Origin of the sequence: Plantactinospora sp. WMMB782 (genome assembly GCF_049179135.1) — a bacterium.
GTDB lineage: Bacteria > Actinomycetota > Actinomycetes > Mycobacteriales > Micromonosporaceae > Plantactinospora.
Map to the genome: position 1 here is coordinate 1,971,971 of NZ_JBMHMC010000007.1, position 14,105 is coordinate 1,986,075.

The 14,105-nt window shown below is 73.6% G+C and carries 13 protein-coding genes; 5 read left to right on the plus strand and 8 right to left on the minus strand.

The features are described 5' to 3' along the window. Nucleotides 1-85 precede the first annotated feature (85 nt). Complete coding sequence (rfaE2, locus tag ACN28A_RS11070; RefSeq protein WP_421394741.1) at nucleotides 86-2,269, plus strand: D-glycero-beta-D-manno-heptose 1-phosphate adenylyltransferase; 2,184 nt, start codon at nucleotides 86-88, stop codon at nucleotides 2,267-2,269. Between the two features lie 122 nt (nucleotides 2,270-2,391). Next, on the plus strand, nucleotides 2,392-3,294 hold the full coding sequence (locus ACN28A_RS11075) for a glycosyltransferase family 2 protein (protein ID WP_421404294.1): 903 nt from the start codon (nucleotides 2,392-2,394) through the stop codon (nucleotides 3,292-3,294). Here ACN28A_RS11075 and ACN28A_RS11080 read toward each other — a convergent pair. The 5 genes from ACN28A_RS11080 to ACN28A_RS11100 form a co-directional block, all read right to left on the minus strand. Beyond that, nucleotides 3,233-4,339 (minus strand): glycosyltransferase family 9 protein, encoded by a 1,107-nt coding sequence (locus ACN28A_RS11080; protein WP_421394744.1) that lies wholly within the window; start codon nucleotides 4,337-4,339, stop codon nucleotides 3,233-3,235. The genes ACN28A_RS11075 and ACN28A_RS11080 overlap by 62 nt on opposite strands. A gap of 11 nt (nucleotides 4,340-4,350) precedes the next feature. Then, nucleotides 4,351-4,974, minus strand: a complete 624-nt coding sequence (locus ACN28A_RS11085; RefSeq protein ID WP_421394746.1) for an Hsp20/alpha crystallin family protein — start codon at nucleotides 4,972-4,974, stop codon at nucleotides 4,351-4,353. Nucleotides 4,975-5,193: 219 nt separating this feature from the next. Beyond that, a complete protein-coding gene (locus ACN28A_RS11090; protein WP_421404296.1) occupies nucleotides 5,194-5,709 on the minus strand; it encodes a DUF2231 domain-containing protein in 516 nt (171 codons plus the stop codon). Between the two features lie 242 nt (nucleotides 5,710-5,951). Further along, a complete protein-coding gene (locus ACN28A_RS11095) occupies nucleotides 5,952-7,097 on the minus strand; it encodes a hypothetical protein (RefSeq protein WP_421394747.1) in 1,146 nt (381 codons plus the stop codon). After that, nucleotides 7,097-7,600, minus strand: coding sequence for an RNA polymerase sigma factor (locus tag ACN28A_RS11100; protein ID WP_421394749.1), 504 nt, complete (start codon nucleotides 7,598-7,600; stop codon nucleotides 7,097-7,099). The genes ACN28A_RS11095 and ACN28A_RS11100 overlap by 1 nt, the downstream gene beginning before the upstream one ends. Before the next feature lie 366 nt (nucleotides 7,601-7,966). Here ACN28A_RS11100 and ACN28A_RS11105 point away from each other — a divergent pair, with 366 nt between their 5' ends. Next, nucleotides 7,967-9,595, plus strand: coding sequence for an Ig-like domain repeat protein (locus ACN28A_RS11105; RefSeq protein ID WP_421394752.1), 1,629 nt, complete (start codon nucleotides 7,967-7,969; stop codon nucleotides 9,593-9,595). A 152-nt stretch (nucleotides 9,596-9,747) separates the two neighbouring features. Here ACN28A_RS11105 and ACN28A_RS11110 read toward each other — a convergent pair whose 3' ends face one another. From ACN28A_RS11110 to ACN28A_RS11120, 3 genes are read right to left on the minus strand one after another with little or no spacing between them, the layout of a single operon-like run. Beyond that, complete coding sequence (locus tag ACN28A_RS11110; protein WP_421394753.1) at nucleotides 9,748-10,431, minus strand: GOLPH3/VPS74 family protein; 684 nt, start codon at nucleotides 10,429-10,431, stop codon at nucleotides 9,748-9,750. Next, a complete protein-coding gene (locus ACN28A_RS11115; protein ID WP_421394756.1) occupies nucleotides 10,428-11,147 on the minus strand; it encodes an ABC transporter permease in 720 nt (239 codons plus the stop codon). Before ACN28A_RS11115 ends, ACN28A_RS11110 begins: the two co-directional genes overlap by 4 nt. 24 nt (nucleotides 11,148-11,171) lie before the next feature. Next, nucleotides 11,172-12,083 carry an ABC transporter ATP-binding protein gene (locus ACN28A_RS11120; protein ID WP_421394758.1) on the minus strand — a complete coding sequence of 304 codons (912 nt, stop codon included), beginning with the start codon at nucleotides 12,081-12,083 and terminating at the stop codon, nucleotides 11,172-11,174. 108 nt (nucleotides 12,084-12,191) lie between these two features. Between ACN28A_RS11120 and ACN28A_RS11125 the strand changes: the two genes are divergently transcribed. Both ACN28A_RS11125 and ACN28A_RS11130 read left to right on the plus strand, forming a co-directional pair. Further along, entirely contained in the window at nucleotides 12,192-13,340 is a 1,149-nt protein-coding gene (locus tag ACN28A_RS11125) for a sensor histidine kinase (RefSeq protein WP_421394760.1), read from the plus strand. Beyond that, complete coding sequence (locus ACN28A_RS11130; protein WP_421394761.1) at nucleotides 13,337-13,939, plus strand: response regulator transcription factor; 603 nt, start codon at nucleotides 13,337-13,339, stop codon at nucleotides 13,937-13,939. The genes ACN28A_RS11125 and ACN28A_RS11130 overlap by 4 nt, the downstream gene beginning before the upstream one ends. Nucleotides 13,940-14,105: the final 166 nt, after the last annotated feature.

Genomic DNA, 14,105 nt, shown 5'->3' on the forward strand with positions numbered 1-14,105 from the left:
AAACCCGCCGCACCCGCCCCCACCACCGGCGCGCGGGTACGGCGGAAGCAGGTTTGCCCGGTCGGGCACCGGGGACCCGCGCCACATGGCGACAGACGCAGCGGAACAGCGCCGGTTGGCCTCGGTGGTGGAGAGCTGGCTCGGCAGGGGCGTACTGGTGGTCGGCGACGCCATGCTGGACGAGTGGCGGTTCGCCGAGTCGGACCGGCTCTGCCGGGAGGCGCCGGCACCGGTGCTGACCCTGCGCCGCCGGCTGACCGCCGCCGGAGGTGCCGCGAACACCGCGGTGAACCTCACCGCGCTGGGCGGCCGGGCCGCGCTCGTCGCCCCGGTCGGCGCGGACGTCGCCGGTGACGAACTGCACGACTGCCTGGACCGGGCCGGGGTGTGGGACCGGACCATCAGCCAGCCCGGCCGGCCCACCCCGGTGAAGCGCAGGCTGCTCGCCGCCGACCAGATCCTGCTCCGGGAGGACGAGGGCGACGCCGACGAGACCCTGCCGGAGGAGGGCGTACACCGGATGTTGAACGCCCTGGCCAGGGCGACCGAGGAGCTGCGGGCGGACCGGGACGGCCAGCCGCCGACGCTGGTGGTCTGCGACTACGGTCTGGGCGCGCTGCCGGAGGCGGTCCGGAGCTGGCTGGTCCGGCACCGCGACTCGTTCGCCACGGTCGCCCTGGACGCGCACGACCTGGCCTACTGGCGCGGCCTCGCCCCGACCGTGGTGACCCCGAGCTTCGCCGAGGCGACCCGGCTGCTCGACGAGGTGGTGGCCACCGGTCCGGCCAGCCCGACGGCGGCGGTCGCCGGCACCCGGGTCAGCGTCGCCGAGGACGGCAGCACGGTGGCCGTCGGCGGCCGGGCCGACCCGGACACCGGCGGCAGGACCCCGGGCGGCGGCGGCAGGACCCCGGGCGGCGGCCAGGCCGGCGCGGGGCGCCCGGACGCCGAGGGCAGCGACCCGGGCACCGGCGGCCGGGCCGGCGCGGGCCGCCCGGAGACCGACGACAGTGCCCCGGACAGCGGTGGCGGGGAACTGGTCACCAGTGGCACGGCCGGCGCGGGCCGCCCGGACACCGGCAAGGACGCGGACGGTGGCGCCGCCGGGCCGCCCCACACCGCACGCGGCGCCGGACGGCCGGCTCCGGCGTTCGCCGCCGGTGGCGCGGACGACGGCGGCCGGGACGGCGACGGCTCCGCCGCACCGGACGGTACGACGCCGGGCGGCGGGGAGAGCGGCCCGGCCGGCGGTGACGGCATCACGGTGACCGGTGACGAGATCGGGGTCTCCGGCGACGACATCGTGGTGGCCGGCGACGAGATGTCCAGCGCCGCCGGTGCGCCGGGAGCCGCCGCCGGTCGGCCGGTGGCGGCCGGCGGGCTCAGCCGGGCGCTGGTCGCCCAGGCCCGCCTCGCCGAGCTGCGGGAACGCACCGGAGCCGACGTGGTGGCGGTGACCCTGGACGCCGAGGGCGCCGTGGTGGGTGGCGCCGACGGGCACTCCCGGCGCAGCCACGCCACGCCGGTGCCGGCGAGCTACGCCGTCGGCGCCGGTGACGCCTACCTGGCCGCGATGACGCTGGCACTGGCCGCCGGAGCGCCGCTGCCGACCGCGGCCCAGCTGGCCCAGCTCGCCGCGACCACCACCGTCTCGGACACCGGTACCTGTGTCTGCCTGCGCGAGGACCTGCTCGCCGCGCTCAACCCGGCCGGCGGCGGACCGGGCCGGACGGTGCTCGACCGGGACGCCCTGCTCGAACTCGTCGCGAGACACCGGGCCGAGGGGCGCGCGGTGGTCTTCACCAACGGCTGTTTCGACGTACTGCACCGCGGGCACGTGCGCTATCTCGACCAGGCACGCGAGCTCGGCGACCTGCTGGTGGTGGCGGTCAACTCCGACGACAGCGTACGCCGGCTCAAGGGCGCGGACCGGCCGGTGAACCCGGTCGAGGACCGGGTCGCGGTGCTCGCCGCGCTCTCCTGTGTGGACCACGTGGTGGTCTTCGAGGAGGACTCGCCGGTCGCCCTGATCGAGGCGATCCGCCCGGACGTGTACGTCAAGGGCGGCGACTACCCGCCGGACATGGTCCCCGAGGCACCCCTGGTACGCCGGCTCGGCGGCCAGGTCCGCACCCTCGGTTACGTACCCGACAGGTCCACCTCGGCCGTGATCGACCGGATCCGCTCGCACGGCGACCGCCGGCAGGCGGTGGCCGCCGGCTCCGTCGACGAGGACGGCTCGGCGGCCGGGGCGAGTCACCGGGCGTGAACGCGGGTCCGGACGACGCTTCCGACGTCCCGGGTGGCACACCGGACGGCACGGGCGCGGCACCGAGGACCGTCACCCGGCCGCTCGACCCGGGCCGCCCGACGGACTTCCGTAGCCCCCGGCTGCTCGACGTGCTGGTGCCGACCCGCGACCGCCCCGCCGAACTCGCGGTCACCCTGGCCGGGCTGGCCGCCCAGTACCCCGCCGAGCCCGCCACCGCCGGCGGGCCGGCGCCGGAGGACGGCCGGAGCGGGTCGGCGGCGTTCGGCGTGGTGGTCAGCGACCAGTCCGACGGGAAGCCGGGCTGGGCCGCACCCGCGGCGGCGGCGATGGTCCGGGTACTCCGACACCGGGGGCACCCCGTGCTGCTCACCCGGCGGCTGCCCCGGCGGGGCCTGGCCGAACACCGCGCCTACCTGCTGGACGCCTCGGCGGCCCGGTACGTGCTCTTCCTCGACGACGACGTCTGGCTGGAACCCGGCACCGTCGACCGGCTGCTGACCGCGATCCGGGAACTCGACTGCGGCTTCGTCGGCAACGCGGTGCACGGACTGTCCTATCTGGACGACGTCCGCCCGGAGACGCACCGGCACTACGTGGAGTGGACGGGCCGGCCGGTGCCGGAGCGGCTGCGCCCCGGGACGCCGGAGTGGCTGCGGGCCCGGATCCACTCGGCCGCGAACCTGCTGCACGTGACGCGGGCCCGGGCGCTGCCGGCCGGGCAGTGGCGGGCGTACAAGGTCTCCTGGATCGGCGGCTGCGTGCTCTACGACCGGTCCCGGCTCTGCGCGGCGGGCGGGTTCGACTTCTGGCCCCGGCTCGACCCGGGACACCAGGGCGAGGACGTGGCCGCCCAGCTCGCCGTACTGGCCGAGTACGCCGGAGCCGGCATCCTGCCCAGCGGCGCCTACCACCTGGAGGCGCCGACCACTGTCACCGAGCGGACCATGGAGGCGTGGGAGGTCACCGCTGGCCGGTCAGATCGGCCACCGCCGCCAGCACCTCCACCACCGGCACGTCGGTGACGAAGGAGACCCGGTGCGGGCAGGCGGGTCCGCCACCGCCGCGGGCCGGGTAGAGCTCCCGGCTACAGTCCCGGCCGCAGACCGGGCAGTTGAGGGTCCACGAGATGATCGGCCGGTGCCGGTCGCGCAGCGGCACCGCACAGTTGATCATGTTGCCGACCCAGAAGATGCCGACGGTCGGGGTGTCCAGGGCGGCGGCGACGTGCACCGGCCCGGTGTCGTTGGAGACCACCAGCCGACAGCCGGCGTAACAGCCGATCAGCCCGCCCAGCGACAGCGCGCCGGCCAGCGGACGGACCTGCCGCCGGGCCGCCGTCACCACCTGCTCGACGATCTCCCGCTCCTCCGGGGTGCCGGTCACCAGCACCTCGTACCCGTCGTCGACCAGCTGGTCGGCGACCTCGGCGAACCGGTCCGGCGGCCAGCGGCGGCGCGGATCGCTGGCGCCGGGGTGCAGGGCGACCCGGGCGCGTTCCGGCTCGCCGAGCACGGCCCGCGCCTCGGCCAGGTCCGCCTCGGTGGCGACCAGCCGGGGCACCAGCCCGGTCGGGCCGGCGCCGACCAGGCCGGCCACCTCCAGATAGCGGGCCACCTCCGGCTGGTAGTAGACGTACCGGATCCAGCGGTCCAGCGGCGGCGCGTCCTCGCTGCGCAGCCCGGCGGTGACCCGGGCGCCGAGCGCCGCGACCAGCGGGTTGGAGTTGGCGCCGCCGCCGTGCATCTGGAGCGCGAGGTCGAAACGCTCCCGGCGGGCCGCGTCGAGAAAGCCGGCCATCGACTCCGCCGACGGCTCCGCCTCGCCGGTCCCGGCCACCCGGATGCCGTGTGCGGGCGGCACAACGAGTACCCGGTCGACCGGGCCGGGCCGGTCCCGCAGCAGGCGCTCGTGCCATGGTGCCCCGAGCAGCACCAGTTCGGCGTCGGGATAGCCGGCCCGCAGCGCGTCGAGCGCGGGCAGCGCGAAGATGAAGTCGCCGAGCGCGTTCGCCCGGAGTACGGCGATCCGCTCGACGCCGTCGACCAGGTCGCGCACCCTGCCGATCATCCGCCGTCCGCTCAGCCCGCGACCGGGGGCGTCGGGGTGCCGGCGGCGGTGTCCGGCCGGTGCAGTTCCCGGTCGGCGGCCGGGTCCACGGCCCCGGGGCGGCCCCCACCGGTACGCCCGGCGCGCTGGCCCGGGTCGTAGCTCCGGCTGCCGATGGTGATGGTCCGCCGGCCCGGCCGGGTTGTCTTCGGCAGGACGACGGTGAGCAGTCCGTGGTCCATCACGGCGTCGATCCGGTCCGGGTCGACCGGCGCCGGCAGCTGCACCCGGTGCTCGAAGGCGCGGGTCTGCGAGCCGCTGCCGGCCATGCCGTGATCCGCGTTGACCTCGGCCTCGGAGCGGGCCCGGATGCAGAGTTCCCGGTCGTCGAGTTCCAGGGCCACCTCCTCGGGGGCCACCCCGGGCAGCCGGGCCAGCACGGTCCAGCCGCCCTCGCTCGGCCTCAGTTCGACGTCGGGCTGCCCGCTCCGCCCGCCGACCAGTGCGGAGCCGACCAGCCGGCCGAGTTCCGCGCGAAGCGCCTGCAACTCGCCGAACGGGTCCCAACCCCGGTCTCCGCCCCGGTCGCCACCGCGAACCCCGCCCTGGTCTCCTCGGCCCCTGTCCTGCTCCCCGCCGCGTCCTGGCTCGGTCATCCCGCCGTGTCTCCTCCCGCTGTCGTCCTGTCACCCGCCGGATCCACCCGGCGCCGGTGCGCCGCCCACCGCCACGTGCCGGCCGGCAGCCGGCCAGAACGGATCCACCCGGCCGCCGGTGCACCACCCACCGCCCGGTGCCCGCCCGGCAGCCGGGCAGTGCGGTCGGTGCGGTCGTCCGCGCGGTTCAGCCCTGATCGGCCCGGTCGTCCGCGCGGTTCAGCCCTGATCGGCCCGGTCCGCCGAGGCGGCGGCGGTGGTCCGGGGGCGCAGCGAACTCGGCGCGTTCAGGCCGGCGTCCGGGTCCACCCCGACGCCGAGCCGGTCCACCAGTTCGCCGCCGAGCCAGGCGCCGAGCCCCGCACCGGCGACCGCCACCACCTCGATCGCGACAAGTGCTCCGCCGGCCGCCCGGGTCTCCGCGGCCAGCCGCACCGCCCAGACGGCGGCGAAGAGCAGCAGTACGGCGAGGTTGGTCGCGGCGTGCGCCACCCCGACCCGCTTGGCCCGGGTACCCGACGGCACGGCGAGCAGGTCGACGGCACCGGCCACCGCCGCCAGTACGCCGCCGATCAGGCCGACCAGGATGTTCCAGTACGCCAACTCGCCGAGGAACGCCGGTCCGCCGGCCACGTCGATGACGTCGAAGATCGTGGCTGCCACGAAGAGGGCGATCGGGAACATCACAAGCATCGGATGGACCGGGTGCCCGAGCACCTTGAATCGGCTCTCCATCATCGTCGCCTCCCAGGCGCCGGTCGAGACGGCTGCACGCGCTGCTGGCGTGGTACCCGAATTGTCCGCCGGCAAACCCTCCGTGCCGAGCTCATCCGCTATTTCCGGGCTACTCGGCCGGGAGGCCGCCGGGGAGTCGGTCGCGCCCCGCTGCCCGCCCGGGCCCCGGTCGCGCCCCGCTGCCCGCCGGGAGGCGGGGTGCGGGGCCTCGGCGCGCCCCGCTGCTCGCCAGGGGCGGGGCGTCAGTCGCGCCTCGGCTCGGTCACCCGCCAGCGGCCGTCGGTGCTGGTCGCGGCCCAGCCGTTGCCGCCGGCCACCCAGAGTCGCCCGTCGGCCGTCCCGGCCGTGGAGCCGTCCGGCACCGTGATCGCCTCGCCCTTGGCGAACGACCGGCCGCCGTCCCGGCTGACCCAGGCGGCGAACCTGCCGTTCTCCTCCCAGCCGCCGACCAGCAGGTCTCCGCCGGAGTTGACGGTGGCGACCTCCGCCGACTCCCAGGCCACGTAGGTGGCGAACCACGCCTCGCCGCCGTCGTCGGTCCGGTAGACGGCCGCCCCGTCCGGGCAGTCGCCGACCACGTACGCCTGCTCCGGCCCGGCGGCCACCAGCAGCGCGTGTGCCACGGTGGCCGGGAACGGGGCGGGCCACCGCCAGTTCCGCCCGGAGTCCTCGCTGCGGGCCACCTGCGGCACGGCCTGCTCCCCGTCCCCGCCGGTGGCGGTGCCGGGGAACAGCGCCCAGAGGGTGCCGTCGGACGCCCGCCGGAGCAGGCCGGCACCGGCGGCGTCCGCCGGTGCGGCGAGCGTGTCGGGCTGGTACAGCGTGCCGGTGTCCGGGTCGACGAGCTGGCCGGGCACGTCCTGCTGCTCCCGGGCCTGCGGCGGCACACTGTCGCCGGTCCGGACCCGTTCCTCCTCCCGGTGCCAGCTCTGCCCGGCGTCCCGGGTCAGGTACCGGGCACCCCGCACCTCGGCGGCGAACACCCGGGGACCGAGCAGCCGGTAGGAGGTGGTGACCGGGGCGCCGCAGTCCTGCCACGGGACGGGCCCCCGGTAGGGCGACCAGGTCCGGCCGCCGTCCGTGGTGACGCTGAACTGTGCCGCGCACTCGCCGTACCGGACGGTGACCACGGTGTCCCGGTCGAGCACGGCGGTCGCGGTGCGGACGCCGGCCCGGGTGCCGTCGTCGGCCGGCACGGCGGTCAGGTTGACGCTGCGGAGCACCGGTACCGCGGTCACCGCGACCAGCACCGTCATGGCGACGGCGGCGGCGGAGAGGAGCGCCCGGCGGCGGCGGACCCGGCGGGCCGCCTGCCCGACCAGCTCGGCCAGGGGCGGTTGGCGAACGGTCCGGCCCACCTCGACGACGTCGAACGGGTACGTCTGCATCACCTGCTCCCGGATCGCGCGAGTTCGGCCGGCCCGGTGAGGAGGGCGGCCAGGGCGGTACGGCCCCGGGACAGCCGCGACTTGACCGTGCCCACCGACACGTCGAGGGTCCGGGCGACCTCGTCGACGGGCAGGTCCACCAGGTAGTGCAGGGCGATGGCGTGTCGCTGGCCGGTCGGCAGCCGGCGGAGCGCGGTCATCAGCGCGACGTGCTCGGGCGAGGAGTCCGGCACCACGGGTGGTGGCCCGACCCGGCGCAGCAGCCGGTCCAGGGTCCGCCGCCGCCGGTGCCGGGTGTGCGCCAGGTTCACCGCCACCCGGCGCAGCCACGACTCCGGGTTCTCCAGGTCGGCGAACCTCTCCGGCGCGCTCAGCGCCCGGACGAACGCCTCCTGCACCACCTCCTGTGCCTCGTTCAGGTCGCCGGTGACGGCATACAGCTGGACGGTCAGGCGCCGGAAGCTGGCGGCGTACACCTCGGCAATCGCTGTCGCATGCGTCACCAGTCGCCCCTCTCCCTCACCTCTTCCACCATCGAGAGGCGTCGAAAGGTTCCACCAACGAGCGACGTGGAAGGTTCCCGAGCGACGTGGAAGGTTCCCGAGATGTTCCCGGCGAACCCGGCACAGTGCCGCGCCATCCTGGCGGAACGGCGTGACCAGGAGCAACCCGACGATCGTTCGCCCTGGACGCCCTTGACACCGTAGGGCACAGCCAGCCACACTACGCCTGCTAATTCGATTTAGCAGAGATTCAGCTCCATAACATGGCAGAACCGGGCGAACCGGTCGGAGAACCCGGCCAGCCCGCGCACAACACGACGGAGTCGGGATCGGACCAAGAGCCGGACCACAGAGGAGTGGGAGCAGATGAAGATGCCGATCGCAGAACGCAGGCTCAGGCGTGCGATCTCGTTGCTCGCGTTCATGTCACTCGGTGCGGGCGCCGTCGTCTCCGCACCGGCCGCCGCGGCGGCAGGTGGACACCGGATCGTGGAGGGGGCGACCGTCAGGGCGGATCGCGGTTCACCGACCGGATACACCGTCCGGTTCGTCTACCGCAATCCCAGTGCCACCCAGGTGCGCCTGGCCGGGGACCTGACCCTGCTCGACGTCGACACCGGCAGCACGCGGTACCAGCCGGAAGCGTGGCAGACGGGGCGGTACCACTCCGGGGGTACCGAGTTCCTCCGGGACATGACCAGGGATCCGAAGGGATACTGGTCGGTCTCCGTACCCCTGCACGCCGGAGCCCTCAGCTACTGGTACCGGGTCTGGGACCCGACCCGGGGTTGGGAGAACAAGCGGATCTGGGATCCCGCCTCGACGAACCCCCGACCCCCCGGCGAGTCCTCGTTCCGGGTCCGGAACAACGACGTGCTCGACGCCGTGTACGTGCCGTACGCCCGCAAGCAGAACGACCCGGTGCTGCAGGAGCGCGCGGAGTACGAGCTGCCGGTGGCCAACCCCTCGCGGCGCGGCACCGTCCGGTACGTGCCGTACACCACGATCCTCGGCGACAGCGGCCACCACCTCGGCGTCTACCTGCCGGCCGGTTACGATCCCGGCCGCGCGGAGCCCTACAGGGTGGCGTATCTGGCGCACGGCATCTTCGGTGACGAGACCGACTTCATGGTTCCGGCGAACGTGCCGAACATCCTGGACAACATGACGGCGAAGGGCGAGATCGAACCGACGGTGGTTGTCACGATGGGAAACCACTTCACCGGCACCAGCCTCGGCTTCGCCTCCTACAACCAGACCAACGCCGCCGACAACCTGGTCCAGACGATCCTTCCGCTCATCGAGAGCAACTACAACGTCTCGACCGAGCGGGCCGGGCGCGCCTACGCCGGGTTCTCCTACGGCGGGATGACCGGCGCCCACGTCATCAGGGGCTATCCGACCACGTTCGCCTTCTACGGACACTTCTCCGGGAATCCGTCCCTCAGCGCCCAGGACTACGACGACATCGCGAACGCGGTCGGGGACGACGACCTCTTCGTGTTCCTCGGCAACGGCGTCTTCGAGGGCAACCTCGACACCCAGAACGCCATCGCGGACAACTTCAGGGCACGTGGGTACGCTGCCGCGACGGCTCAGGTTCCCGGCGCGCACGACGGGATGACGGCGGGACAACTGTTCACGATTTTCGCCCGGGACCACCTGTGGTCGGGGGTCGATTCCGCGCCGGGCACGGCACGGGTCGTGGTCAGGGCGAAAGCCGCGCCCGCGTCGGTCGTCCGTGGTGGCACGTTCACGTTGCGGGTCGAGGTCAGGCCGCGAACCCCGCACCGGCAGGCGCCGAAGCCGACCGGTGAGGTCGCCGTCACCTTCGGCGGCGCCACCCGGACGGTTCCGTTGACCGGCGGCGCGGCGGTCGTTCAGCTGCCGACCACCGGACTGTCCGTGGGGTCCTACCCGGTCCACGTCGCCTACTCCGGTGACCCGACCTACGCGCCCGGCACGGCGGTCCGGCAACAGCTGCGCGTCCGATAGCCGGCCGGCATGGTGGGCCGGCGACCTCCCGTGGCCGGTCCACCATCCGCGGCCCGCCCTTCCGGCGACGACAGCCCGTCCCATGACGCATTCGCCGCGCCACCCGCACCATCCCCCGCGAGGACCCAGCCTCGCGGGATGTTCGCGAGGAGCTAGCTCCGGGGGATGACGGTGCTGGCCACGACCACGCTGTTGACGACGGTCGCCGTCACGGTACGGGTCACGGCTTCGCCGGCGGCGCCAGCCCCCCAGTTGCCCTGCTCGAGTTCCTTGGCCCGCTCGATCACGGATGACTTCCACGGAATCTCGCGGTGGAACTGTGGGAGGGTTCCGCTCGCCGAGAGCAGTGCCGCGAGTGCGGCGACCCGGGCCGGCGGCTCGGCGCCGTCGACAAGTACCTGCCGGACCTCTTCGAGGAGGCGGGCCCGGCGTCCGTTCCCGCCCTCCCGCAGGGCGGTCGTCCGGAACAGGCCGAGCACCCTGCGGTCCTCGCGCTCGATGTCGCCGCGTCGGACGAGCCGCTCCAGCACCGGCTGGCGCAGCGCGGGGCCGACCGCCGCGAGCAGCGTCTGCACGCCCCGGGGCTTGCCGGAGAGGTAGTCCCAGGCCGGGCGGAGAAGGTCGTCCGACGGGGCGGCGCCCTCGACCACCTGCACCCGCCCCCGGCCCGCCGTCTCCACCCGCTGTCCAAGGGTGAGATCCGCGAGTACGGCGCCGGCGAGGACGTAGAAGAGGGTGTTCTCGCCCGCGATCGTGCCGGAGCTGGGCTGGAAGAGCAGGAGCAGGAGGTCTTCGGGCAGGGTCGGCGGGTCGGGTTCGGGTGCGTTGGCGGTCATCGGCGGGGCTCCCAGCGGAAGAGTCGGGTGGCGAGTAGGACGGCGACGGCGACCCAGCCCAGTGTCGGTCCGAGCAGCAGCAGGGAGTCGGTCACGGCGACCCCGCCGTTCCAGGCGTTCATCGTCAGCTCGGTGGCGGCGCCGCCGGGCAGCAGCCGCTTGAGCAGGGTGAGCTGCTCGGTGCCGCTGATGCCCACCCAGCTGGCCACGACGACCACGCCGAGGGTGACCGGCAGGGTGGTCACCTGGGCGTGCTCGGGGGAGTTGGTGAGTCCGGCGGTGGCCAGAGCCAGGCCGATCATCATGGCCAGGGTCGCGAGAACCGCCACCACCAGCAGGAGTACGTTGTCCGGCCCGTCGGCGACCACGGCCAGCGCGGTCAGGATCGCGGTCACCTGCACCACGGCGAGCCCGGTGGCGGGCAGCAGCAGACCGGTGAGGATCTCGCGGTCCCCGGCGGCGGTGGAGCGCAGCCGCTTCAGGAAGAGGTTCTGCCGCCGGGACGCCAGGGTGGTGACGGCGGTGGCGTAGAGCCCGAACGCGGCAACCGTGAACAGCACGATCCCCGCGATGTAGCCGAGGCTGCCGATGGCGGCGAAGGTGTCGTGCTGGCGGACGAAGAACACGCTGACGGCCACCGGGACGATGAGGCTGGTGACCAGTACCAGCCGGTTCCGGAAGATCTGGATCAACTCGCTTGACGCGATGGACAACACGGTGTCGTTCCTCTCGGGGACGGGTCAGCTTGCCGAGGTGGCGGTGTCGGCGGGTCGGTTGCCGATGGCCCGGAAGACGTCGTCGAGCCGGGTCGGCCCGGCCTGGAGGTCCTGCAACTCGACGGCGTACTCGTCCGCCCAGCTGAGCAGGACGTGCAGGTCCTTCTGTAGTCCGAAGGTCTCGACCACGACCTTGCCGTCGCCGCCGACGGTGGCGGCCAGGGGCAGCGCCGGTGCCGGTGCGGCCAGTGTGAAGCGGATGACCGCCGGCAGGGTACGGGTCAGCTCGGAGACCGTCCCCTCCCGGTGGAACGTGCCCTCGTGCATCAGCCCGATCCGGTCGGCGCGCTGTTGCGCCTCCTCCAGGTAGTGCGTGGTGAGCACGATCGTCGCGCCGTTCTCACGCAGCCGGTCGACCGTCGCCCAGAGGGCGTCCCGGGACCGGACGTCCAGGCCGGTGGTCGGCTCGTCCAGGAAGATCAGTTCCGGCGTACCGTAGATGGCGGTGGCGAAGTCCAGCCGCCGCTTCTCCCCGCCGGAGAGCTGGGACACCCTCGTCCTGGCCTTCCCGGTCAGGTCGACGAGGTCGAGAATCCGGTCGACGTCGTCGGTCCGCCGGGTGAGCTGACCGATCAGGCGGACCGACTCCCGGACCGTGAGATCCGGGGAGAATCCGCTCTCCTGGAGCATCACGCCCATCCGGGGACGCACCAGGCGTCGGTCGCGTGGACTGTGCCCGAAGACGCGTACGGTGCCGGAGGTCGGCGTCCGGTGGCCCTCGATGGTCTCCAGGGCCGACGTCTTCCCCGCCCCGTTCGTGCCGAGCAGCGCGTAGAGCTCCCCCGGCCGCACCTGGAAGGAGAGGTCCCGTACGGCACGGAAGTCACCGTACGTGACGTTCAGTCCTTCGACTTCGATTACTGGTGTGCTGGACATGTCCCAATGACAGCAGCGGTCCGGCCCGATCGTCAGTGCAGGCACGTCACGACTACATGTGACGTGATGTCACTGCCCGCCGGTCCGGGGCCGCAGCATACTGGGTTGGTGACAGCAAGATCGCTGCGCATCACCGAGGCGACGCAGGGACGGTTGCGCCGGCTCAACCTCCTGACGACGATGCCGCCGCTGGTGATCGGGGCGGTCGTGGTGGTGGTCGTCGACACCCGCACCTGGTGGCACGCCGTCGTCCTGACCCCGGCTGTCGGGGCGGCTCTGCTGACCTACGAGCGGTGGACGGCGGACGACCTCGCCCGGGTCGTCCTACCCTGCGTGATCGTCGCGGGGGCCGTCTGGCCGCCGGGGGCGCTGCTCATCGGCGCCCCGAACGCGTACTGGGGCATCTGCACCGTCGGTTCCTTCGCCCTCACCCGGCCGCACCGGCATCGGGGGCTGGCGGCGGCCGGGCTCTTCGGCTTCGTCGCCGCGGTGGGCGCGGCACGGCTGCTGATCGACCAGGACGACGTACGCCGGACCCTGGTCAGCTACGTCATCGTCCCGACGGCGGTCACCGTGCTGGTGACCGTCCTGACGTTGCTGGGCGAGCGGTTCTACGACATCGTCCGGGAGCTGGACCACTCCCGAAAGCGCGAGGCGGAACTGGCCGTCACCCGCGAACGCTTCCGGTTCGCCAGCGACCTGCACGACATCCAGGGCCACACCCTGCACGTGGTGAAGCTGAAGCTCGCGCTGGCCCGCAGGCTGGTCCGCAGCGACGCCGCACGCGCCGACGAGGAGCTTCGCGAGATCCACGACCTGGTCAGCGACACCATCACCCAGACCAAGGAACTCGCGTACGCCCAACGGCGACTCAACCTCTCCGCCGAACTCGAGAACGCACGGAACCTGTTCGAGGCCGCCGGCATCCGGGTACGGATAACCCGCCGTGCCGAGATCGACTCCGGGTTCAGCGAACTGCTCGGCCTGGTGCTGCGGGAGACGACCACGAACATCCTGCGGCACGCCCAGGCCACCCAGGTGCGGATAACACTCTCCGCCGCCGGCATCGCGATCGTCAACGACGGGGCACCCGGCGACACCCGCCCCGAACTGGGAGGACTCTCCGCCCTGCGGCAGCGGGTGACGGAGGGCGGCGGCGAGCTGACGGCCGAGCGGCGCGCCGGGGAGTTCCGGACCGCCGCGACCTTCGCCCGGTCCGGGACGGCCGCGACCGCCGAGGAAGAGGAGGCCCGATGACGACAGTGGTACTCGCCGACGACGAGGCCCTGCTCCGCAAGGCCCTGGCCGCACTGCTTCCGCTGGAGGGCGACATCACCGTCCTCGCCGAGGCGGACGGCGGCGGGAGCGCCGTCGAGGCCACCCTGCGGCACCAGCCCGACGTGCTGGTCATCGACCTGGAGATGCCGAACGTCGACGGCCTGGCCGCGATCACCGAGATCCGCCGGGTACGACCCGGGCAGGTGGTCCTGATGCTGACCCGGCACGCCCGTCCCGGGGTGCTGCGCCGGGCCCTGAAGCTGGGCGTACAGGGCTTCGTCAGCAAGTCGGCCGAGCCGGCGCACATCGCCTCGGTCATCGCCACCCTGCGGGACGGCCGGCGCTGGATCGACCCGGAGGTTTCCGCGCTCGCCGTGATGGACGACTGCCCGCTCAGCGACCGTGAACTCGACGTGCTGCGGGTGACCGGTGAGGGGTACTCGGTCGCCGAGATCGCCACCCGTCTCCACCTCGCGCAGGGCACCGTACGCAACTACCTTTCCAGCGCCATGCAGAAGACCCAGACCCAGACCCGACACGAGGCGGCGCGGTACGCCCGCGAGCACGACTGGCTGTAGTCGTGCTGTGCCAGCAGCAGGTTCCCGCGCGCCTGCCCGGACGTCGGGCATGACGATCACCAGTACGGCGGGGACACGCCCGCGACGCTGAACGCGGCACCGGCCGGATCGATCGGGGCAGCATCCCCCGTCGTCGTGCCCGCCGCGCCCACCGCCGTGGCGGCGG